Origin of the sequence: Phyllobacterium sp. OV277, from assembly GCF_900104355.1 — a bacterium.
GTDB lineage: Bacteria > Pseudomonadota > Alphaproteobacteria > Rhizobiales > Rhizobiaceae > Phyllobacterium.
The window spans coordinates 155,764-177,731 of sequence record NZ_FNIY01000007.1 but is presented as its reverse complement, the minus strand read 5'-3'; the positions used below and the strand labels follow the sequence as shown (position 1 = coordinate 177,731).

Below are 21,968 nucleotides of genomic sequence, written 5' to 3'. Positions count from 1 at the left end.
CTAGGATCACTCATAGGAAAATCCGGGAGGATACCAAATTCCGCGCTTGAGGTGATTTTCCATGTTTGATCGCACATGGTTCTGGTCTAAATCATCAAGATGTTTGACTTCTTTAATTTCGAAAGAAGCTGGAAAGGGATGAACCCTGAATAACAAACTTCGCGTTTGTTCAAGTGCATCTGCTTCATCATTGGCTGTTACGCCGACGCCTAGTCCGGTTCCCATTGGCAAATTAAACATGCCAATGTCATTGAAATTGATCCAATAAACCTTCTGCATATCTCTGATAGTGTCCTACTGATTGCGCCTCATCAGTTTCTTGAGCTAAATCTCAACGTCCGTCTTTAGCCTGGCAACAAGGATATTTGGGAATCCATGGATCAACGTCAGGCGAGCGAGCGGGTGTTGGCTTTCAACCTACTTGCTCGCTCTATGGCGAATAGTGTCTTCCAACCAGAAACAGTGGCGTAGAAGAGATCGGCGTCCATCCATTCTTCGCTAATCGTGCAAGATAAATCGTCAGCCGATTCTGTATTCAAGAAGGCGACGATGCGCACGCGGTTTCCCACGTCGAACTGCAAGATGTGACTTCCGTCATCAAAATCCCCGTCCGCTTAATTGTGTTTTCAAAATCAGTTTGAACCACCGCCAAAGCTAAACAACAAAATCTGTTTAGTTCCGGCGCAGCTTTAGCGAAAGAGGCCGAGGTCGACCGCTTCCGCCATTGCTTTGTAACCGGCGGCGTTTGGATGCAGATGGTCGCCAACATCGAAATCGGCGCGAAGGCGCTTAGGATTCGCCTGATCGCGCACGGTTGCATCAAAGTCGATCACCGCATCACAATTGTCGGGAGTGCGTATCCAGCTGTTCACTGCCTGACGTTTTGTCTCACCCTCCGGAGTGTAATAATGGGCGAAGACCGTGCCCTCGTAGGGCGTCAGGGTGGCGCAATAGGCTTTCACGCCATGCGCACGCGTGCGGGCAACAATCTGTTTCAGTCCCCCAATGAGATCTTCAGGCGTTACTGTCTGTTCGGACAGACCTGCCGACGTCGAATGGCCAATATCATTGATACCCTCCATGACAACCACCCAGCGCAGACCGGGAACCGAGAGCACGTCGCGGTCCAGCCGGGAGAGGGCGCTGGGGCCGAACATTGCCTCCGGTAAATCATGCAGCACACGGTTGCCACTGATCCCGGCATTCACGACACCGACCGCCGGACCCCCTGATTTGGCCAGCCGTTCAGCCAGAATATCGGGCCAACGCTGATTGGTGTCGGTGCCCGAGCCATAACCGTCGGTAATTGAATCCCCAAGCGTGACCAAGGTACCACCTTCGGCTATCACTTCGACCCGTGAAAGCATGAACCGCATGGTTTGCGTGGTCGCTTCCGGTAGTGCAGGCGTATCAGTGTTGTCGCCGGACATGGACAGATAAGCAGTTTGCTCCGCCAATGGATGCACCACGGAAGGGCCGGTCCAGCGTGGTAAAAACAAGCTGACCGCCAAAGTGTCCAGAGCCGATACTTTCAGATCAATCGGGTCAGAGACTGCCGGGGCACCCGGTGGAACAGTGATGGAATTTGCGCCGCCAAATGTCACGGCCAGGCTGCTGGCAGGATCAATGGAACCGGGAGCATTGCCGGGACGGGCGATGCGGGCCGCGCCGATAACCAATGGCTGCGTGCTGGTCTCGTTGGAGAAGCGCAAACGAACCTTTGATCCGCCGGCGCTGATACGGACAAACTGCCGTATCGTGGCATTGCTGAGTTCCGGGCCGATCGGGAATGCCGGGCTGGCGCCCCAACTTCCTTGCCATGCTTCTTGCGCACTGGCGCCAAAGGTTCCTGCAAACAACGTCATGAGGCATGCCGCAGCTATGCTTGCCCGCAAAGTTTTTCCGTATCGATTCATGGGGTTTTTCCTCGGATCGGCCATTGTTTCATAACGACGTCGTGTTGGAGGCATGCCGGATTATAAGCAGAACAGAGATCGCGCAGCAACTGGCTTTGGCGGCGGAGTAATTGAGCCCGGTAGCTTGATCATGACCGCAGTGGCGCAATTTCGCTATCGGTTAGCAATGCCGGACGGTGGTGAGTGGTCAGAGTGACGAAATCTTGTCCGTGAGAGCGACCCAGCCGCCCGGCTCCATAATTAACGCCAGAACATCGTAATGACCGTAAGCGGCAAGTGCCGATCTTCGGGTGAAAAGTTCATTGACAATTTTGGTTGCATTACCCGCGTCCCGGTCGAAATAGAAATTCTGGCGCGCCTTTCTGACGGTCGTCTCGAATTCGGATGACGGCTTTCGGTTGGATGGCGGGGAATGCTCGTCCAATGCTTGTCTGGCGGCTGCCAATCCCATCCCTGTCAAGCGTGGTGGCCGGGATGCATTTGCCAGCGTCTCATTGGCTGCTTTAAGACCCATACCTGTCAGCCGGGGAGGCCGCGGATGGGCCAGATAATCCTCACGCGCGAAATAGTCATCGGTCAGACCATTCCTGCGGCAATACGAACGAAACTGCTCCTTGTAAGCGAGCCAATGAAGCATCATCGCAAGTCTTGCACAACTCTTGGCATGATAGGCTTTGTCAAACGTCTTCACCGCCGACGATGTCGCGTTAATCCCCGCGTTTACGCCCGCCGTAACGATCTCACCGAGCACAGGAATGGCGCTGGTTACAAGTTTTGATCCCTCAATTCCTGCCTTGTGCGCCTTCAATTTAATGACTTGATTGATTAATGTGGAAATTCCTGCGCTTTCCTGCTCGGCGGTCTGCCGGGTCTGCGGCCTCTCTGCTTCCAGCGAGGCTATTTCCTTTGCCAGCTGTTTCAGTTTTGTCAAATGCACTGACGTTGCGCCAACCGTGTTGGATTGCTTCAAAATGGACACAGGATTGACGGGCAGGTATCCGAGCGATCCTATCGAGGCTGCGGACCCCACGATGCCGACGCCCGTTCCTGCAAGTTCTTTGTATTTTCGGCGTTGCAGATATTTGAGGGTGGCTGGACTTTCGATTGTCAGATCACCGGTGCTGTGGCCATGGCTGACAAACAGGGGATTCGGGCGAACGTCGATCTTCCCGGTTTTTGCGCCGTGTGCCTTTTGCCCCGCATCAGCCCCGGAGTTTGCCAAGGCTGCAAACCCGTTATCGTGGCCGCCATTTGCCGAACCGAAAGCGACATCAAGACAAATGGCAGCAATCTCCGTTACGGAGAGCGGCGCATTCTTCCAGTCGTACTTCCCTTTCTTCTGGGCTTCCTGCTCTATTTTTGTATCTGTCGATGATCGACTGCGGAGGGGATTTGAAAATGAAAGTCTGTCGAAAAGATTCCGCATTTCCGCAACTCCAATTATGACCAGCTAATCTGAGGGGAATGTAATAGTGATGGAACAGGCACCAATGGAACATAGGTGGCTCCCTCAATCAAGGTTTCTTGGCATCACTCAATAGTGTATTGCCGCACTACCACTCATGCTGTGCGAGAATTTCCAATGGACCAGTCATCCGTCGTAACGATATCACCTGTCACGCCAGACAATATCACCAGCTTTCACCAGGCGCTTGATATGGTGTCCCGTGAGCGGCGATATCTGACTTTTCTTGAAGCTCCTCCATTGGATCGCTTCCGTGAATTCGTGACAACCATGATCTCGGACGGAAATCCTCAATATGTTGCACTGGCAGACCATAGGGTCGTCGGCTGGTGTGATATTCGCCGGCATTTTCATGCCGCGCATGCACACCGGGGGACACTCGGCATGGGAATCATTGCGTCATATCGCAGGCAAGGCCTTGGCTTCCGGCTGATTGACGCAGCGATGAAGCAAGCAAGAAAGGCGGGTTTCGTTAGAATTGAACTCGGCGTGCATGCTGATAATGAACGGGCCATCACTCTTTATGAAAAGGTTGGTTTCATAAGGGAAGGGGTTGCGCGCGACGCAGTGTTTATCGATGGCAGATATGTGGATACCGTCAACATGGCCGTTATCTACAGGTAGAATCCGTTGCTTGGAACTCGCGCCTATTCAGGGTGAAATGTCAGTTCCACATTGCTCCACAGATCATATTTTTCCGGATCAAGCTTGAACGGTTGGGAACGGAGCACCGCTTGGAGTGCCCGTTCTTTGGCTTTCGCGACCACTTCGCTATTGCTGCCCCGACCGGAAACAACAGGTGAGCCCTCTATCGTCCCCTCCCGGGTCAGTTTGAACCTTATAATGACGATCACGTCGCGATTATCCTTGAGCTCCTCATCTGTGAGTATGCGAACTTTGGTTCTCTCCATAGGCGAGGTGTCCAAGGCAGTTCCGGTATTTTCCGCCATTGAGGGCAAGGCCACCAGCCCGAAGCACAGTGCGGCAGAAATAGCGATTCCCAGACGTTTGATGGACTTGGTTTGCATCGGTGTCCCCTCCAATTTACCCAAGACCAGATAAGCAAAAGAAGAAGCGGGAGTCGATGGGTTAGCCACGACGACCAACAAGGTCGCCGATAACGTCCCGAACGTCGACAGTCCCGTGCAAGATTTCGTTTTTCGGGTTTTCGAACCGAATCCAGCCTTCGTTAAAACCGTCGAGCATTTGTATTCTTGGCATCGGGTTGCGCATGCCCTGTGTTCTGAACATCGCTTCCCATGTCTCCCGCGGAACAATCTCCACCCGAACCGGCTGTGACAGCACCTGCGACATCGCATTGGCGATATCAACAGGCGAAACCCGCTCCGGTCCCTCGATCTCCACAATGCGCCGCCCGGTCCAGCTCTCTTGAATGAGTTCTGCGGCGAAGCGACCGACATCCGCCGTTGAAATCATCGGAAACGTGCGGTCGGCAGGTTGAAGAAACGAATGGATGACGCCTGCTTCCCTTGCCGAAGCCACATCCCAGGCAAGATTATCGAGAAACCAGGCAGGCCGCAAAATTGTCAGCGGGATCGATAGCGTGCTGAGCGCCTGTTCAAGAATGGTGCGCTGGCTCAGAAGGTTACTTTGCGTTGCCTGACCACCAATGGTCGACACGCAGACGATTCTATCAGGCTTGGCGGAGTGCAACGCATTGCGGATAATCGCGGCTTCCGCGTGGGCTTCGGGAAATCCGGGCAGGGGATCAAAGTTCGAAGGCGGAAGGATGAATACACCATCCACGCCGCTAAACGCTTTTGTCAGAGCTGTTTCATCGCCCATGTCTGCGATGGCGAGTTCGCAACCAAGGCGCAGCCATTCCCCTGATTTGTCAGGGTTCCTCACAATAGCGCGCACTGGCTTGCCCGCAGCGAGAAGTTCGCGGGCCATCGCCCCACCGACCTTGCCGGTGATTCCTGATATTGCATACATATTATTGTTCCTTTGCGGTGAAACCGACGGTTAGGGCCATCAGGACATTGCCATGGCGCAAAGGTACTGGTTGAGCGATGTTGACTGAAGTGCAAATTGATCACATCAGCAGTGACTGAAAATCACTGATCATTGCTGTTCACGCGGTTTATTTGAAAGGTTTTTTACCCGCCGCGAGCTTGCCACCCTAAGGATGGTCAACATCCCCATCTACAGGCATAGGCCATCAGAGGATTCGCTTTACCTCCACCCAATCATTCATGTCGTTGATTTTCAGCTTTCCGACACCCTCAGCTGTGTCGAGCAATACCTCGGGCATGAACTGATGGACATATTCGTCATCATCACTGGTCTGCTCCCAGACCTGACCGTTGGTCAGTTCGAATTTTGTCCCCAGCGAATAGCCATCGGTCGAGCCCTTGATTGTCTCTTTGTCATATTCCATTGGCTTCCCTTTCAACGTGAAAGACCCACTCTCAGCCAAGCCGGAGAGTTCGTCAATCGACTGGGGACAAACCGCAGGCCGCAATATTTCACTCCAGTTACGAACTGGTATCAAGATCACGCAATGATTTGTCGAACAGCTTGCGTTCATGCCGGGCCATGGCAACCCCAACGACCAACATGCCCACCGGAATCAGCACCAGAAGAATAATCATCGGCCACTTGCCGCATGATTATATCTCTCCTGATGGGCTCCAGCGCTCATCAGGACAAGGAAATTAACGGCTGATATGATTTCCAGCAAAGGCCAGCCCGCGGCGATGGCTTCCATATAAAGGCGATGGATGTCTTGCGAATAGGCCAGCTCATTAAAGCGTTCTTTCAAGGCATCCAGACAATCCTGTTCCCGGCCTTCATAGGCGCGATGTGTCGAGGGAGACGCAATCTTGTTCTTGTAAGTTGGATTGATACGCACGGTACTTTCCAGTGGGGCGCCCGACAGGCGGTGCTTGATCATTTCGCGCGGACTATGTGCGTTCACGGGTAGAAACTGAATACCCATTTTTGTTACGAATTGTTGCTGGCGCGCTGTCATGTTTGGTTCAGCAAATCGTGGCCCACCCGCGAAGACCGCCTTGTTTGCACGACCCTTGGAACCACTTTCCCCCTCATGCATTTGGTCCTTATGGAGACAAATTTCTTTACCCATGTCACCATCAAATCACCTCGCAGCGGACGCATCCTTATTGTGCGCAACGTGCAGGATGCTTTGGCGGTTTTGACCCAGTCCTGGTCACGGCGACAGAGCGAAAAACACGCTGCTGCCTGTCAGGCTTGCCGGGATGCTCTGGGTGACACGCGATCAGTTGACGAAGCGCGCGCAGCGTTTGTCGAGGCGTCCCGTGAGGCAGGAATTTATGTGACCGAGCGCACGGGATCGCTGCTGGGCACTGCGCCCGGTATTCCCACCGAACCTCCCGAAAAACCCGCTGGTACTGCGTAAGGTCCACAGACCGCGCTTTGCATCATCGAGTTCCATAAATTTGGAATTCAATTTTAATTCTTTGTGATCGAACTTTTTCTTGGGCTCAAACGTATTTGTCCGGGCAAGGGGACCTCGACGATATGAATAACAGGTTTTTCAGACTGGAACCGTCAGCTGATTTTATGGGCCATGTGATTTGGGAAAGATCGAAAATACGCGAAACCTGTTGGGTGCGGGCCTCAAGTGAGCAGGACGCACGGCTGATTGCGTCCATCAAACTCAATAGTTCTGGTTCGGTCGGCAAATCCGCATCGGAGAGCCCATGGTTGAACGGGTTGCTGGTGCAATGCAATCAGGACGTTCCGCCATTGGATTTTGGCAACCGCAGCTTGATGACGGTCAGCGGTAAAATCTATTTATAGATGCTGGCCCGCAAAGTCCGCGATCATCCAGAATAAGGGTGCTTCAAAGTTATGAATTCAGGAAAGCGGCAATGGTCATTCAGGCCATGGATGAGCACAGCTGGCTAATCAGCACAGCCAGAGCAAGTGCGAAGCCAAAGACAAGCAGATGACACCACGCCGGTGTGGTATAGTGCAGGTGCTGTTCTTCCTCATCATCTTCATACATTCGAATGTTCCCCTAATTCGTCTGCAGGTGCCTATTCCATCAACATGAAAGTAAAATGTCAAAGCATGTGCATGAAAATAATTCAGAAAATGCACTGAAAAGCGACTGGAAGGGCAAATATGGCCTTGAAACAGGCCATACAAACGTGATGGCGAGGCGTTAAGAACAATGATTCTCTCAGGCGTCGCGATTAGAGGTAGGTAAATAGCCATCGTCCCGGCCAGAACGATGCGCGTACTTGGTCAGGGCAAACGATCTTCGGTTGAAATCAAAATGGCACAACCTTGGGTTGCTATGCGAAGGCGCGCCCAAGCATCCAGATTCCCGCCAAAATAATGAGCATGATAATAGCGAGTCGCCACGAACCTGCGAATACGCCGGGTTGTTTATTATCGTCAGACATTGAAAGTTCCAGAGCACATATTTGTTTTGTAAAATAAATACAACTATTGCGCGAATAAGCAACGAGAACTTGTGTAATAATAAAAGGTGAAATGTTGCACGTCGCATTCGACGGCAGTCATTTTATGCCCATTCACCCATACAATTGATCAGAAGAAGTCAGAAAAATATATAAGACGATTGCACTAAGACGTAGGGCTATGATGCTAAAGTGCTCACCATTTACTACGAGATAATGATGAGTCGTGCTGACCACGGCTTTCCATCGGCTTGGTGGTCAGTCGATCTGCACAATGAAATGCCTATTTGGCCAGCATCTTGACTTTAAGCTTGCGAACCATGTTACGCGACTTCAGCTTTTTCAGAAGCCTGTCTTCAAGCTTGACGCTCCGGGCGATGAGTTGGTCCCAGTTGGTCTTTGCAACGACTTTGGCTGGTTTGGCTTTCTTGGTCTTTGTGTTTGTTTTTGAGTTTTCTGGGCGATGTGTCGCCATTGCGGTCTCGTGATTTGAATGGCCCGGATTACGATAGTCTTCCAAAAAGTACAGAGTAAGCACTCAGGTGGCCCCTTTCCGAATATCACCTGCCAGCGCAGTCGCAGGTTCATCGTCAGCAAATTGGAGGAGGGGGTGGAACACAAGACGATAACCGTCAAAAAAGGCCAATCAGCGACATCAGATAGAACTTTAGTTGTAATTCTCGATGCTCTCGCTGTTGCAACAGCAGCAAACGCCGCTCAATATCACAAAACCACATGATATCTGATAGATACAGCCTTTCATGACAGTGTGGTTTTTACCGGTTGTGCGTGAATTACAGCGGTTTTTCCAACGCGCAGAACTGCGGTTCGGGCAGTATGCTCCGTCAGGACAACAAGCCAGCAAACATCCGGGTTTCGCCGCGAACTGGTCATGCGTGAGAAGAAGCTGTTTTAGCCAACGGTGTCGGCCCCCACGACGTTCATCGAAGAAGATTGTCGTTATATTTTCATTGTCGGTGGCTGGGCGATTGCAATCGTCAGGTAAATAAATTCTACTTAACCGGGAAATATTGGGAGTTTGTTCTACGAACTTGCGCCCGCGGATTGCTAGCATGCGAAATGAACAAAGAAACCAGTGGGATAGATTAAATCCTACGTCAGCTCGCAGGGTATATCATGATTTTCAAAAGCATCGCCTCCATGGGGATGGGGGTAATATTGGCATTGGCTGCGGCAACGCCGGGCTTTGCGCAAGCCGTCAAGATTGGCAGCAAGAATTTTACCGAACAGTTTGTGGTCGCTGAAATCTATGCGCAGGCTTTGGAAAAGGCCGGCGTCGAGGTGGAACGACGCACCAATCTCGGCGCGACACTGATCGCCCATTCCGCGCTGTTGAATGGCGAGATTGACCTTTATCCTGAATATACAGGCACGGCGCTTGCCGCTGTGGTGAAAGGCGATCTTTCGGGTTCCGCTGAAAAAATCTACGGCGAAGTCAAGGATTACTACGAGAAGAACCTGAAGCTGACCTTGCTCCAGCCGACCAACATCAACAATGGCTACGCAATCATTACGCTCCCGGAAACCGCCGAAAAATACAAGCTCAAGACGCTGACGGATCTTGGTCCCGTTTCCAAGGATCTGAGTTTTGGTGCGGAAGGCGGTTTTGGCGAGCGCAAGGACGGCTTGCCGGGCCTCAAACAGACCTATGGCATCGTCTTCAAGGATTTCCGCATTTTTGCCAAGCTCGGTATTCGCTACAGCGCGCTGACCAGCAAGAACATCGATGTGTCCTATGGTTTTGCCACCGATTGGCAGATTGCGGATAACAAGCTGGTTGTTCTTGCCGACGATAAGAACCTGTTCCCTCCCTATTATCTCGTGCCGGTCGTGCGTCAGGATACTTTAGCCAAGAATCCGAAGATTGCCGAAGTCCTCAACAAGATCAGCCCGCTTCTCAACAATGAAAACATGCGCGAGCTTAATGCGGCCGTTGAACGCGACAAGAAGGAACCCAAGGAAGTGGCCGAAGCTTTCCTGAAGGAAAAAGGCATCTGACATCAGGGCTTACAGGCTTTCACGCACATATACAGGAAGCGGCGGAGATGAGGTCATCTCCGCTGTTTCAATTCTGACCGATATGGAACGACGCATTTGAACTGGGCTCCCAAAAACATCCCTGAGATACTCACGGCAACCTGGCAGCATCTGGTGTTGTCGGTTTCATCCGTGTTGATCGGGCTGGTCATCGCGTTGATCCTTGGGATCATCTGCGCGCGGCGTCCGCGCCTTTACGCGGTGGTTCTGACGATCACCGGCATCATCTTCGTTATTCCGAGCCTAGCGCTGTTTGCGCTGCTTATTCCCTGGCTGGGCCTTGGCACGAAGCCAGCGCTGGTTGGCCTTTCCTCCTATTGCCTGCTTATTCTCCTGCGCAATGTCGTGACTGGCCTGCGCGGCGTCCCCGCCGATGTGCTCGATGCGGCTGACGGCATGGGCTACAGCGCATGGCAGCGGCTGGTGCGTATTGAATTGCCGCTGGCCTTGCCGCTTATTGTTTCCGGCATTCGCATTGCGTTGGTCACGGTTATCGGCATTGCCACCGTTGCCGCCTTCATTGATGGCGGCGGGCTGGGGACCATTATTCTCATGGGTATCGACCAGAGCTATACGGAAAAAATCCTCGTCGGCGGTATTCTCACGGCGCTGATGGCCACGTTCTTTGACCTTGTTCTGAGCCAGGCTGAAAAAGCTCTGGTCCGTTGGCGGTGAAGGAGTGGCCATGCTGATCACCGCTTTCAACTGGATCATTAATAATCAACCGGAGTTTTTGCGGGCGCTTGGCCAGCATCTGGTGATGTCTGGCGTCTCGCTGGTGTTTGCGCTTGCCATAGGCCTGCCGCTTGCCATTCTCATCATCAACCGCGGCGGATTGGCCTTTACCGTCATCAATGCCATCAATGCGCTGCGCACCATTCCAAGCCTTGCCATTCTCGCTATCATGATGCCGCTGCTCGGCATTGGCCTCTGGCCGTCGATCGTCGCGCTCACGATCCTCGCTCTCCCGCCCATTCTGCTCAACGCCTTCATAGGGTTGCGCGATGTTGATCCTGACGCAGTGGAAGCGGCCATCGGCATGGGCATGAACCGGGGACAGGTCCTGCGCAAGATACGCATTCCGCTGGCTGCCCCCGCCATGTTCGCTGGCGCACGCACAGCCGCCGTGCAAGTGCTTGCCGGGGCAACACTGGCGCCCTTTATCGGTGGTGGCGGGCTGGGTGATTTCATCGCCGTTGGCATCAGCATGATGGACATGTCGCGGCTTCTGGTCGGCGCAGTGCCCATCGCGTTGCTGGCACTGGCCACGGAATTCACGCTCGGCTTTGCCGAAAAATTCTTCTTCGCAGAAAGAACATCCTGATGATCAATATGCAGCACGTCACCAAGCGCTATACGGAAGGCAGCGTTGCTTCGGTTGACGATCTCAGTCTCATCGTTCCCGAAGGTTCGACGGTCGCGCTGATCGGGCCGTCGGGTTGCGGCAAGACCACCACCATGCGCATGATCAACCGGTTGATCGATCCAACCGAGGGCACGATTATTGTCAATGGCGAGGACGTCACAAAGGTTGATCCGGTGATCCTGCGTCGCCATATCGGATATGTGATCCAGCAGGTAGGTCTGTTCCCGCATATGACCATCGCCCAGAATATTGCCGCCGTGCCAAAGCTTCTCGGCTGGGACGACGCCAAAATCAGGAACCGGACTGACGAGCTTCTGCATCTCGTTGGGCTTGATCCGGCTGAGATGCTCAAACGCTATCCGCGCCAGCTATCGGGCGGCCAGCGCCAGCGCATCGGCGTGGCGCGCGCCTTGGCAGCTGATCCGCCCGTTCTGTTGTTGGATGAGCCATTTGGCGCTATCGATCCGATTGCACGCACACGGTTGCAGGACGAGTTCCGCCAGATATTGCAGCGCGTGCGCAAGACAGTTGTATTGGTGACGCATGATCTCGACGAAGCCATTCGTCTGGGCGACCGTATCGCCCTCATGAAAAGCGGCAAGATTGTCCAGTATGATACGCCGGATGCCATCCTGTCTCACCCGGCTGACGCATTTGTCGAAAACTTCGTCGGCATAGACCGTGCAATCAAGCGCCTGAGCCTGTTTACTGTCGATCATGCCATGACGGCAGATAAGCCGCGGCAAGGGGCACACATGGTTGCTTCAACAAGCAATCTGCGTGATGCGCTGGCATTGATGGTGGCGGCCAATAGCGACGTGCTTGCTGTGACCGATGCATCAGGTGCTGTGAAGGGCCAATTGACCCGCGATGCGATTTTTTCCGTCTGATCCCGCGAAGCGTTCGATCAGGCATCTCGATAGAAACTCACCTTTGGAGAGTGCTTATGTCCATCAGCTATCGTTCCAATGAAATCCCCGCCATCCTGATTGAGCCGACCTATCGCCGCATCCGTCTGAAGCTCGGCGAAGAGGTAATCGCCGACAGCGCCAAGGCGATTGTCGTCTACGAGAACGGTGGGCACCCGGTTTACTACCTGCCGAAATCCGATTTCCGCGAGGGCGCCCTTGAACCTTCATCAAAAACCGGCGCATCACCTGTGCTCGGGCCAAGGCGCTACTGGTCGCTTGCGGGTGAAGACAGCGCATGGAGTTACGAGAACGTGCCTCAAGGTGTGCCCAATCTCGCCGATTATGTCACCGTTGCATGGAGTGCGGTGCGCTGGTTTGAGGAGGATGAGGAAATCTTTGGTCATCCGCGCAATGTTCATTGGCGCATCGACACCATCAACAGCTCGCGTCTTGTTGAAGTCTTTGTCGCTGGCAAGCTTGTTGCCCGGACAAACCGTGCGATTTTCCTGTTCGAAACCAATCTCATCACCCGTTACTATTTCCCGGTAGAGGACCTGATCGCCGGTACATTGGTGGAAAGCCCGCTGCATAGCTATTGCCCCTATAAGGGCAGGGCCTCCTACTATCATTTCGAACTCGACGGTAAACGCCACGAGAATATCGTCTGGTATTATCCGGAGCCACTTTATGAGGCTGGCAGGATCAAGGGATTGATCTCGTTCTACAATGAAAGGATCGACAATATCCGTGTCAGCACCGGGGATGCGGAATAATGCATATCGGGCTATCCCTGACCCCGTTCGGACATCACCCCGCTGCATGGCGCAGAAGCGGCACTGACCGGGGCGCGCTTGAGTTTAGTCATCTGGCGGCGCAGGTGAAAAAGGCCGAGGATGGCGGGCTGGATTTCGTCCTGCTCGCGGATCGTCTTGGTCAAAGACCTGAAAATGACCTGTCGCCTCTTGCTGTGCCATTTGAGCTAACGACGCTGGTCGCAGCTCTTGCAACGGCGGCGGGCAAAATCGGCTTTATTTCCACCGCTGCCACGCACCAGCACGAGCCTTATAATCTTGCCCGCCGTTTTGCCTCACTGGATTCGATCAGCAAGGGCCGCACCGGCTGGAATGTCGTGGGTTCGGAAAAGCTCGAGCGCGATCTGGAATATCTTGATGTGGTATCGGGACTTTGGGACAGCTGGGCGGACGATGCCTTTGTCTATGACAAGGCACAGGGCCGCTTTTTCGAACCGGATAAAATGCATGTTCTCAATCACAAGGGCACGCATTTCACCGTTCGCGGACCATTGAATGTTAATCGTTCGCCGCAGGGTAGGCCCGTGATCAGCCATGTGCTGACAGCCAATACATTTGAGATCGCAGCGCGTGTTGCCGATGTGATTTTTCTGCCGTCTCCCTCATCCGAGGAAGTAAAGACACTCTCCGCACGCTTGAACAGCAGCCTTTCCGCCTTTGGACGCCGCCGGAAAGATGTACGGGTTCTGGCGAATATCATCCCTATGGTCGGCAATTCATCGTCAGACGAACTGAATGCCATTCCCGATGCGCTTGAGATCGTTGGCACACCTGCCGGGATTGCCGAGCGCATGAAGGCTTTGGCGGAAACCGCTGGTCTTGATGGCTTTGTCATTCTGCCGCCCGTTGCCCCCGAAGGTGTGACCGGTTTCGTTGATCTGGTCATACCCGAATTGCGGCAACGCGGACTTTTCCGCAACGCCTATGAGGAATTGACCTTGCGTGGCCATCTTGGGCTTGCTCATCCGGATCGTCTGGAGCGCGCATCATGAGCACGAAGCAGATGAAACTCGGTGCCTTTCTTATGGCAGGCGGACACCATATCGCCGCGTGGCGTCATCCCGATGCCCACGCCAATGCGGGTGTCGATATCGGCCATTTCATCGCGTTGGCGCAGATGGCCGAGCGGGCCAAGTTTGATATGGTGTTCATCGAGGATGCCGCTGCCATTCGCGAGCGCAATCCTGAAATTGCCAGTCAGGCGGCGCGTTCCACCAGCTTCGAGCCGCTCAGCCTTTTGGCGGCGCTTGCGGTCAATACCACCCATATCGGTCTCGTTGCCACGGCCTCAACCACCTATAACGAGCCCTATGGTCTGGCGCGAACATTTGCCTCGCTCGATCAGCTCAGCGGTGGCCGTGCCGGATGGAATCTGGTGACCTCGGCCAGCGATCTGGAGGCGGAGAATTTCGTTTCCAGTGGCTTGCGCCCGCATGGCCAGCGCTATGAGCGGGCGGAAGAGTTTGCAGAGGCTGCTGTTGCAGTCTGGGATAGCGTGGACGAGGGCGCCTACATTCTCGACGGTGCAAAGGGCATCTATGCCGATCCGACAAAACTCCATCCGGCGGATCATCACGGCACGCATTTTTCCGTCAAGGGATTGCTCGATAGCCAGAGATCGCCGCAGGGCAGGCCGGTTATGGTACAGGCCGGGGCGTCTGATGTCGGCAAGGACCTCGCCGCGCGCACCGCCGATGTGGTGTTCTCCGCTGCCCAGACTTTGCAGGAAGCGCAAGCCTTCTATGCGGATGTAAAAGCGCGACTGCCAAAATTTGGCAGGAGTGCCGATGATCTCAAGATCATGCCGGGTGTTTCACCCATTGTCGGTGAGACGGAAAGCGAAGCGCGGGCAAAATACGATGCGCTGCAGGAGCTGATCCCCGATCAGGTCGGTGTGGCGCTGCTGGCGAGTTATCTCAGCATCAAAGACCTGTCCAACCACCCGCTGGACGGGCCATTGCCTGACATGCCGCAAACCGATGGTATCCAGAGCAGACAGCAGCTGATTATCGACCTTGGCAAGCGCGAAAATCTGTCGATCCGCCAATTGGCCCGGCATTTCGCCGGTGCGCGCGGCCACTGGCAATTGATCGGAACGCCCGTTCAGATTGCCGATGCATTGGAGGAGCGGTTTCGCGGCGGAGCGGCTGACGGGTTCAATGTCATGCCGCCGCTGTTTCCTACGGGCCTTGAGGATTTTACCACCCTTGTGGTGCCGGAACTGCGCCGTCGTGGTCTTTTTCGCGAGAATTATGAAGGGCGCACATTGCGCGAAAACCTGGGTGTCAGAAAACCGGCGCGTATATCATGAGCAGAGAGAACCATATGAAACCGATCTATATCGACTATCTGAATGCCTTCGATATCGAGGCTCTCGCTTTGACCAATGCGGAAATTCTCAGCGCCATTGAAACCTCGCTTAGAGCACAGGGCAATGGTGAGACTGTGATCGAGCCGCGCGTGCATCTTGAGCCGGATGAAACGTTTCATGGCCATTTTAACGTGTTGCGTGGCTATGTGGCACCGCTCAATCTGGCCGGAGTGAAGATTGTTGGCGACTTCGTTGACAACTACAAGCTGAACTATCCTTCTGAATTCGGCGTACTCAACCTGTTTGATCCGCGCACTGGCGCACCGAAAGCCATTCTTGATGCGACTGTGATCACGGATATGCGCACCGGCGCCATCACTGCGCTTGGTGCCAAACATCTGGCGCGCAAGAACTCAAAAGTGCTTGGCCATATCGGCGCGCGCGGTACAGCCTACTGGAATGTGCGGCTGCTCGATCATCTCTATGATTTCGATGAAATCCGCGTGCATTCGCGCCGCCCGGAAAGCCGCAATGCCTTTGCCGAAAAGCTCTCCAAGGATCTCGGCAAGACAATAACCGTTGTTGACAACTGGCAGGCCTGTGTCGAAGGAGCGGATATTGTGGTCGAGGCCTCGCGCCTGCCGGAACCAACGCCGATGCTGAAAACCGAATGGATCAAACCCGGAGCCTTTGTGGTGCCTTACGGGACCATGAGTGCAGTGGAATTGTCACTGACCGACATCATGGACAAGCTGGTGGTTGATGATTGGGGGCAGTGCAAGGGCGGCAAGTTCGGATCATTGCGTGCCCATGTCGAGGCGGGCAAACTGTCTGAACAGACGCTGCATGCGGAGCTTGGCCAGATCGTTGCCGGTCACAGATCAGGGCGTGAGAACGATAGCGAGACCATTCTGTTCTGGCATCGCGGCCTGTCGCTCAGCGACATAGCGCTTGGCTATGCCATGCTTGAGAAGGCCAAGGCGAACAATATCGGCCAAAGGCTGCGGTTTGCATGAGCACGCTCATTCTCCAAGGGGCAGGCGTCACGGTTGCCGATATCGAAGCCGTGGCGCGCAGGTACATTGCTGTGAAGGCTACGCCAGAGGTTTCGGCCAAACTGGCAAAAGCGAGAAGCGTTCTTGATCAGGTGGCGGCAACGGGACAACAAATCTATGGTCTGAATACGGGCCTTGGTGCCAATCTGAAGACGTCAGTGGGCAATGAAACGTTTCATTTCCAGCAGCAACTGGTGCGCGGCCGCGGCGTCGGTGTTGGCTCATCCTTGCCACGGGATGTGACCCGCGCGGTGATGGCCGCAAGATTGTCCATGCTGGCGGTTGGCGGCTCCGGCATCTCGCCTCATGTCTTTAATGATTTGCTGGCACTCCTGAACAGCGAAGTGCATCCCGTGGTGCCATCCATTGGTTCCATCGGTGCGGGTGATCTTGTGCTTCTTTCTGCCATCGCGCAGACACTGATCGGCGAGGGGCTGGCAGAATATCAGGGCGAGGTGCTTGCTTCCACAGAAGCCCTATCGAGGGCCGGCCTTGAACCTTCAACGCTTGGCCCCAAGGATGGGTTGTCGCTGCTCAATGCTTCTGCGGTTTCAGTAGGCAAGGGAGCACTTGCTGTTGTCGATACAACTGTTTTGTTTGAGTGGCAGCGGGATGCTGCGGCACTCAGCTTTGAGGGGCTCGGCGGCAATCCGCTGATCCTCACGCCAGCCATCCAGCAAGCACGTCCCGCCGCAGGACAGGCACAGGAAGCGGAAAAGCTTCTCAAACGGCTTGAAGGCTCGTCGCTACATGAAGCGCGAGCCGCCATTCAGGACCCGCTCAGCCTGCGTTGCGTAGCCTCGATCCACGGCGCGTTGGCGCAGGCCCTGACAACTGCAACAGAAGCTGTTGAGATTGAGCTCAACGCAGCGGCAGACAATCCCTTGGTGCTTATCGATGAGAACAGGGTGCTATCAACGGGCAATTTTCATACGCCATCTCTGGCGCTGGCCTTCGAAACCCTTGGACTTGCCGTTGCGCAGACCGCGCTTGCCAGTGCTGCCAGGTTCATTCAGCTGACGGGTTCGAGCCGCAATGGCTTGCCACGCTACCTTTCGCCCGTGGGCGGCGCATCGGCAGGGTTTGTCCCGTTGCAGAAAACCGTCACCGCCCTGATAGGGGCGATCCGCCACAAGGCCAATCCCGTTTTGCTGGATTTCCTGCCCGTTTCGGAAGGCGTTGAAGACCACGCAACCCAGACGCTTCTGGCAGTGACAAAATGCGCCGAGATGCTGGATCTTTGGCGCCATGTTGTGGCGTGCGAAATGCTGGCGGCAGCACAGGCGATTGATCTACGGCCGGAGCACCACTGTGGTGGCGGTACGCGCCCGACCTATGATCTGGTTCGCGCCATTTCCGAGACCCTGCAAGAAGATCGGCCGCTTGGCGAAGATGTTTACCGCCTCGTGCAACGCCTGCAAATGCGGTAGCTCATCGGCCAAACTTGCGGCCGAGAACGAGAACAATGGGTATAATAATCATGAAAACAAAAAGATAGCCCCATACGGGGGTCATATAGGGTGCGTAGTCGTCTTTCTCTCTTCTCTCGTCGTCGTCCTCATCCATTGCCTTCTCCTGCATGGGCCGGGCCAGGCAACAGTCAACGGATTTGAGCCTGCAATCGGGGTGAGGACCAATTCACGTTCGACCGGCGTGGCAATTCGAGAACAATTCAGCAGGCTTATAATAACACTGACCCGAGCGGTGCGGGAGAGCTAATATTTCAGTTTTTTGAAGCAAAATTCCGCCACCCGTACATTGGATGCCGTTACTGGTTTGCGCCAAGACGGGCCGGGAGCCGTCTGGCTACCGTTCAATCAATCGGATTCGACCTCAACCTCGATATAATCCTCGTAGATGTCGACATGAATCAGCGGTGTGCCATTGATGATGGCACGCCGAGCTCCCGGCGTGAATTTGCCACGATTGAGCATGCTTTCAAGACGGGCGCGATTTTCTTTGCTGCGAAAGAAGCTGTCCCCGTGATCCTCGGCATCCCGATTGCCATAAACATAATAATTGGCACGGTCCTGACGGATAATCGCCGCGGCGCTGTCCAGCCTTTGACCGTTGGAATTGAAATGATCGGTCGAACTAAGCCTTGCCGTGTAACTGTCGATTGGCTGCGCGTGGCTCACGGTTTGCATGGCGAGCAAAAACGCCGCCGAAAGATAGATCGATTTCATAAAAGAACTCCCCCAAAATTGCGGTCAAGATTTAATCGGTCTTTATGCCGCTGTCGAGCGTTTGGGAGAGTTTTGCACTACCGGATAATGGGATGGAAGCGGCGAAGCGATGCAAATCCGGCAATGACAAACAGAACAAGCACAATCCCCTGAGCAATGGCGAAAGGTGGCTCCGTTCCGGTAGGGGCGAGTGCGTTGAGCGGTGGTATCTTCTGGAAGGACTGGGCGACCAGCACGAAAACGTTGAGGTAAAGCGAGATGATTGCGGTCACCACATAAATCCAGCGCGCCGAATTCACGAGGCGATAGGGATAACGCGCTGCGATTGCGGCGGCGAGAAAGACAATGGAAATGATCCCGACGCCGATGGCAGGTGTAAATCCGCTATAGGGAAATCCAAATCCGGTTAGACTGGTCGCGACGGTGGTAATGAGAAAGATCAGCGTCCAGCCATCCTTCCTGTCGGAATTCAACAGGCCCGCGAGAACAACAAGTCCTGATATGATGCCGACAAGGCTGATGAGTACGTGGAAGAAAGTATAATAGGTCATGCCAAAGATCATGATGCCGTCCCCCAATCAGTTTTGTTCAGAGTTATTCTGAATCAAACCGGAGAAACGAAACAAGCTTTTGCATCAATTGTAAATATTGATCTGCGAACAATATACTTGAGTAAAAAAATCAATATTATCTGGGGCTGCCCGCTTGGCAGGCAGCCCCAGATGCATGCTTATGGAACAGTTACGCCGTTGAGCTTGGTGCCGAGGTTGGTAAATAGTGTTCCAAGGCTGGTACCGAGCGAGGAAGCGCCAGCAATGATGCCGACGGAGATGAGGGCAGCGATCAGGCCATACTCGATCGCGGTTGCGCCGGACTCGTCCTTAAGAAAGCGTGTGAGAAGAGTTGTCATGATTTGTATCTCTGTTGAGTGTTGCGTTTGACATGGTTCGTTGAACCGTTGTGAACGATGCTCAAAGGGGAACGGGGCTGCCCGCTCGGCAGCCAGCCCCAGATAGATGCTTATTTGACTACAGTCGCGTCGAGCTTAGTGCTGAGTTTGGTGAACAATCCGCTGAGGCTCGTGCCGAGCGAAGTAGCGCCAGCAATGATGCCGACGGAGATGAGGGCAGCAATCAGACCGTATTCGATCGCTGTTGCGCCGGACTCATCCTTGAGAAAACGTGTGAAAAGAGTTGTCATTGTTTATATCCCTGTTGAAGCGTTGCGTTTGACGCGGTTTCGTTGAACCGTCGTGAACTTAGGCTTTCAACAATTGCGGCTGACTTAAAGAAACTGGTTAGCAAATAGTCACCAGTCTTCTTGCTTAATCTCTGGTTACATTGTCTTGAGGATTTTAATAAAAATAGAATTTCAAATGTAGTGTGCATCGCTATTGTTGGTACTGGTTTGATGTTGCTGTAGAGAAAGCAATTATCACTCTTTTCCGCCGATGCCTGGAAAAGTCTAGAAAGCTGTTTTAACGACCCCGTCGCCGCCGCAGCGGTTCAGCATCATTCTTGGCTAAATCCTCCATCAACGTGTAATACCAGAAGTACAGTTACGTATTTATATGGAAAATATTGTTATTGTAAAAAATTATCATGTACTGATATCCATCTTTTAATAAAAATCTAAATAAAAATTTTTACATAAAGCGAAACTAAAAATCAAAAGAAATCGTAGCTGCTTCCTAAAGGCGACGGCCAGTCTCTGGTGTGTGTCGAGTGTAGGAGGTTAATGCAAGAAAATACGTATCTAGTTGGGCTTTAAACACGTAATTTTGCTTAATATTGTAATCTGGATTCGCCAGATGGGAGTCTTTGTTTTATTTTTATTTGAAATAGTATGATGAATACGGAATGTAAACTTCAGTTACAACAATTATATTGATAAATCACAAATAATAATGCATATAGAAATATTCTAAGCTTCAGTTTTACGGCTTGGACAACATAAGAAAATGGGTAGGGAGGTTGTAATGAGTAAGTTCTATAAAAAGACGAGCTGCATCGTCGCCAGCTCCTTAATACTTGCAGTTATTTCCACGTCAGCGTTCGCCGGAGGATTATCAGTGGGCGGCGTTTCGGTGGGAGGCTCAAAGAATGGCGGCCTTGGCGTTGGCATTGGCGCTAACATCGGTGGCATCAAGGCGGGCGCGGATGCGTCTGTTGGCGGATCAAAGGGTATTGCAGCAGGAGCAGGCGCTTCTATCGGCGGTGCAAATGGCGTTAATGCCGGTGCAGGCGCGCAAGTTGGTAACGGCGTCAAGGCAGGCGTCGGCGCCAATGTGGGCGGTGCCAATGGTGTGACGGCCGGTGCTGGCGCAAGCGTTGCATCAACCGGCATCGGCGCTGGAGCAGGTGCCAATGTTGGCGGTACCAGTGGTGTATCCGCAGGCCTCGGTGCTGGTATTGGTTCGAATGGTATTGGTGCAGGTGTTGGTGCCAATGTTGGTGGAACTGGCGGTATCGGCGTCGGCGTCGGCGTTGGTATTGGCGGCGGAACCAACCCAGGCGGCACAAACCCCGGTGGTACGAATCCGGGCGGTACAAATCCTGGAGGAACCAATCCCGGTGGTGGAATTATCGGTGGCGGAATTATTGGTGGAGGCACAACGCCCGGCGGTGGTGTCAAACCAGGCACTGGTGTGAAATCCAGCGTCATTTCAGCGAGGTTGGCAGGCCTTACTGCACAGGACCGCATGAAGTTGAGAATCCGTTGTGCGGAGATTTCATCGAACTCGATGAGCTATGACAGTTCTCTCGTTGCGCTATGCAAGATGCTTCGCGGCACATGAGATCAAACGGATAAAACAGAGATGGCCCCGCAAGGGGCCATTTTTTTATTACCAGAGCAGCGCCGCGGCGGTCAGCCAGCGCATTTTCTTCTGGCGATTGAACGGGTCATGGAATCAACCTGACCCTGCAGCACGCCGGCCTTCTTCTGATTGGCAGTGCGGTAATCCGGGAGAATTGGCCCAAAGCCGGTGATCACATCAGGGTCCTGATAACCCTTGCCATTGGTCAACTGGCTAATCTGTGCCATTGCCGCATTCTTCTGGGAAATCAGGGCAGGGCACTCGGTTGTGTCATAGTGCAACGACGAAATCTTTTCGCGGTCAAGCTGCCCCTGTATGTTGCCGCAACCGGCAAGCAGTACCGCAAGAATAATCACCGGAAGGTGTTTTGTCGTCATGTGCCAATATCCTCGATCACGAATAGCGGGACATGAATGGGCCAATGACGCGGTTTTGGCAAGATGTCAGCTCGAATCTGTTGTTGCCGAACTGTCGCAAGCCCTCTGGTCGCGTCAGAGGCAGGGGAACGGCAAATGTTTCCAGCCAGACTTTAAACCGTTTGAATCATAAGCAAATATTATCAATAGTTTGCAGGGGTTTTCATAATAAAGATATCAATATCGATACTTAAAACTGTAGTGAAAACTCGATTTAA

Annotated in this window: 28 protein-coding genes; 12 read left to right on the top strand and 16 right to left on the bottom strand. The window is 53.5% G+C overall.

Annotated elements, in window-relative coordinates:
• Positions 1-6 precede the first annotated feature (6 nt).
• From BLU05_RS20320 to BLU05_RS20305, 4 genes are all read right to left on the bottom strand, one after another.
• Positions 7-279 (bottom strand): hypothetical protein, encoded by a 273-nt coding sequence (locus BLU05_RS20320; protein WP_091884063.1) that lies wholly within the window; start codon positions 277-279, stop codon positions 7-9.
• Positions 280-386: 107 nt separating this feature from the next.
• Entirely contained in the window at positions 387-557 is a 171-nt protein-coding gene (locus BLU05_RS26305) for a hypothetical protein (RefSeq protein WP_175540684.1), read from the bottom strand.
• 132 nt (positions 558-689) lie between these two features.
• Positions 690-1,865 (bottom strand): SGNH/GDSL hydrolase family protein, encoded by a 1,176-nt coding sequence (locus tag BLU05_RS20310; protein WP_244518445.1) that lies wholly within the window; start codon positions 1,863-1,865, stop codon positions 690-692.
• A 238-nt stretch (positions 1,866-2,103) separates the two neighbouring features.
• Positions 2,104-3,342 (bottom strand): hypothetical protein, encoded by a 1,239-nt coding sequence (locus BLU05_RS20305; protein ID WP_091884057.1) that lies wholly within the window; start codon positions 3,340-3,342, stop codon positions 2,104-2,106.
• Positions 3,343-3,498: 156 nt separating this feature from the next.
• Here BLU05_RS20305 and BLU05_RS20300 point away from each other — a divergent pair, with 156 nt between their 5' ends.
• The gene (locus BLU05_RS20300; RefSeq protein WP_091884055.1) at positions 3,499-4,005 is read left to right on the top strand and encodes a GNAT family N-acetyltransferase; all 507 of its coding nucleotides are present in this window, start codon (positions 3,499-3,501) and stop codon (positions 4,003-4,005) included.
• Between the two features lie 23 nt (positions 4,006-4,028).
• Here BLU05_RS20300 and BLU05_RS20295 read toward each other — a convergent pair whose 3' ends face one another.
• From BLU05_RS20295 to BLU05_RS20280, 4 genes are all read right to left on the bottom strand, one after another.
• Entirely contained in the window at positions 4,029-4,409 is a 381-nt protein-coding gene (locus BLU05_RS20295; protein WP_091884052.1) for an energy transducer TonB, read from the bottom strand.
• 61 nt (positions 4,410-4,470) lie between these two features.
• A complete protein-coding gene (locus BLU05_RS20290; RefSeq protein ID WP_091884049.1) occupies positions 4,471-5,337 on the bottom strand; it encodes an NmrA family NAD(P)-binding protein in 867 nt (288 codons plus the stop codon).
• Positions 5,338-5,563: 226 nt separating this feature from the next.
• Positions 5,564-5,782 (bottom strand): hypothetical protein, encoded by a 219-nt coding sequence (locus tag BLU05_RS20285; RefSeq protein WP_091884048.1) that lies wholly within the window; start codon positions 5,780-5,782, stop codon positions 5,564-5,566.
• 210 nt (positions 5,783-5,992) lie between these two features.
• Positions 5,993-6,376, bottom strand: a complete 384-nt coding sequence (locus BLU05_RS20280; RefSeq protein WP_139210496.1) for a hypothetical protein — start codon at positions 6,374-6,376, stop codon at positions 5,993-5,995.
• 75 nt (positions 6,377-6,451) lie between these two features.
• Here BLU05_RS20280 and BLU05_RS20275 point away from each other — a divergent pair, with 75 nt between their 5' ends.
• The gene (locus BLU05_RS20275) at positions 6,452-6,784 is read left to right on the top strand and encodes a DUF982 domain-containing protein (RefSeq protein WP_091884043.1); all 333 of its coding nucleotides are present in this window, start codon (positions 6,452-6,454) and stop codon (positions 6,782-6,784) included.
• A 483-nt stretch (positions 6,785-7,267) separates the two neighbouring features.
• Here the strand turns inward: BLU05_RS20275 and BLU05_RS26580 are convergent, their stop codons facing one another.
• Positions 7,268-7,396 (bottom strand): hypothetical protein, encoded by a 129-nt coding sequence (locus tag BLU05_RS26580; RefSeq protein ID WP_255784424.1) that lies wholly within the window; start codon positions 7,394-7,396, stop codon positions 7,268-7,270.
• 704 nt (positions 7,397-8,100) lie between these two features.
• Positions 8,101-8,292 (bottom strand): hypothetical protein, encoded by a 192-nt coding sequence (locus BLU05_RS20265; protein WP_139210495.1) that lies wholly within the window; start codon positions 8,290-8,292, stop codon positions 8,101-8,103.
• 662 nt (positions 8,293-8,954) lie between these two features.
• On the opposite strand from BLU05_RS20265, the gene BLU05_RS20260 reads away from it, so the two are divergent.
• From BLU05_RS20260 to hutH, 9 genes are all read left to right on the top strand, one after another.
• Positions 8,955-9,836, top strand: coding sequence for a glycine betaine ABC transporter substrate-binding protein (locus tag BLU05_RS20260; RefSeq protein ID WP_091884036.1), 882 nt, complete (start codon positions 8,955-8,957; stop codon positions 9,834-9,836).
• Between the two features lie 96 nt (positions 9,837-9,932).
• A complete protein-coding gene (locus tag BLU05_RS20255) occupies positions 9,933-10,550 on the top strand; it encodes an ABC transporter permease (protein WP_091884034.1) in 618 nt (205 codons plus the stop codon).
• Positions 10,551-10,560: 10 nt separating this feature from the next.
• The gene (locus BLU05_RS20250; RefSeq protein ID WP_091884031.1) at positions 10,561-11,199 is read left to right on the top strand and encodes an ABC transporter permease; all 639 of its coding nucleotides are present in this window, start codon (positions 10,561-10,563) and stop codon (positions 11,197-11,199) included.
• On the top strand, positions 11,199-12,131 hold the full coding sequence (locus tag BLU05_RS20245) for an ABC transporter ATP-binding protein (RefSeq protein ID WP_091884029.1): 933 nt from the start codon (positions 11,199-11,201) through the stop codon (positions 12,129-12,131). The genes BLU05_RS20250 and BLU05_RS20245 overlap by 1 nt, the downstream gene beginning before the upstream one ends.
• Before the next feature lie 56 nt (positions 12,132-12,187).
• Entirely contained in the window at positions 12,188-12,925 is a 738-nt protein-coding gene (locus BLU05_RS20240; RefSeq protein WP_091884026.1) for a DUF427 domain-containing protein, read from the top strand.
• On the top strand, positions 12,925-13,956 hold the full coding sequence (locus tag BLU05_RS20235; RefSeq protein ID WP_091884024.1) for an LLM class flavin-dependent oxidoreductase: 1,032 nt from the start codon (positions 12,925-12,927) through the stop codon (positions 13,954-13,956). Before BLU05_RS20240 ends, BLU05_RS20235 begins: the two co-directional genes overlap by 1 nt.
• Positions 13,953-15,275 carry an LLM class flavin-dependent oxidoreductase gene (locus BLU05_RS20230; protein ID WP_175540683.1) on the top strand — a complete coding sequence of 441 codons (1,323 nt, stop codon included), beginning with the start codon at positions 13,953-13,955 and terminating at the stop codon, positions 15,273-15,275. Before BLU05_RS20235 ends, BLU05_RS20230 begins: the two co-directional genes overlap by 4 nt.
• A gap of 14 nt (positions 15,276-15,289) precedes the next feature.
• Positions 15,290-16,291: an ornithine cyclodeaminase family protein gene (locus BLU05_RS20225; protein ID WP_091884019.1), complete on the top strand. Its 1,002-nt coding sequence runs from the start codon at positions 15,290-15,292 to the stop codon at positions 16,289-16,291.
• Positions 16,288-17,760 carry an HAL/PAL/TAL family ammonia-lyase gene (hutH, locus tag BLU05_RS20220; RefSeq protein ID WP_091884016.1) on the top strand — a complete coding sequence of 491 codons (1,473 nt, stop codon included), beginning with the start codon at positions 16,288-16,290 and terminating at the stop codon, positions 17,758-17,760. The genes BLU05_RS20225 and hutH overlap by 4 nt, the downstream gene beginning before the upstream one ends.
• Position 17,761: 1 nt before the next feature.
• Here the strand turns inward: hutH and BLU05_RS26575 are convergent, their stop codons facing one another.
• The 5 genes from BLU05_RS26575 to BLU05_RS20200 all read right to left on the bottom strand — a co-directional run bounded on the left by BLU05_RS26575 (position 17,762) and on the right by BLU05_RS20200 (position 19,716).
• A complete protein-coding gene (locus tag BLU05_RS26575) occupies positions 17,762-17,896 on the bottom strand; it encodes a hypothetical protein (protein WP_255784423.1) in 135 nt (44 codons plus the stop codon).
• Between the two features lie 251 nt (positions 17,897-18,147).
• A complete protein-coding gene (locus BLU05_RS20215; RefSeq protein WP_091884013.1) occupies positions 18,148-18,516 on the bottom strand; it encodes a hypothetical protein in 369 nt (122 codons plus the stop codon).
• A 77-nt stretch (positions 18,517-18,593) separates the two neighbouring features.
• Positions 18,594-19,067, bottom strand: a complete 474-nt coding sequence (locus tag BLU05_RS20210; RefSeq protein WP_244518444.1) for a hypothetical protein — start codon at positions 19,065-19,067, stop codon at positions 18,594-18,596.
• 179 nt (positions 19,068-19,246) lie between these two features.
• Positions 19,247-19,426: a Flp family type IVb pilin gene (locus tag BLU05_RS20205; protein ID WP_091884008.1), complete on the bottom strand. Its 180-nt coding sequence runs from the start codon at positions 19,424-19,426 to the stop codon at positions 19,247-19,249.
• A gap of 110 nt (positions 19,427-19,536) precedes the next feature.
• Positions 19,537-19,716, bottom strand: a complete 180-nt coding sequence (locus BLU05_RS20200) for a Flp family type IVb pilin (RefSeq protein ID WP_091884006.1) — start codon at positions 19,714-19,716, stop codon at positions 19,537-19,539.
• A 778-nt stretch (positions 19,717-20,494) separates the two neighbouring features.
• Between BLU05_RS20200 and BLU05_RS20195 the strand changes: the two genes are divergently transcribed.
• Positions 20,495-21,313, top strand: coding sequence for a hypothetical protein (locus BLU05_RS20195; protein ID WP_091884003.1), 819 nt, complete (start codon positions 20,495-20,497; stop codon positions 21,311-21,313).
• A 71-nt stretch (positions 21,314-21,384) separates the two neighbouring features.
• Here BLU05_RS20195 and BLU05_RS20190 read toward each other — a convergent pair whose 3' ends face one another.
• Entirely contained in the window at positions 21,385-21,711 is a 327-nt protein-coding gene (locus tag BLU05_RS20190; protein ID WP_091884002.1) for a hypothetical protein, read from the bottom strand.
• Positions 21,712-21,968 lie beyond the last annotated feature (257 nt).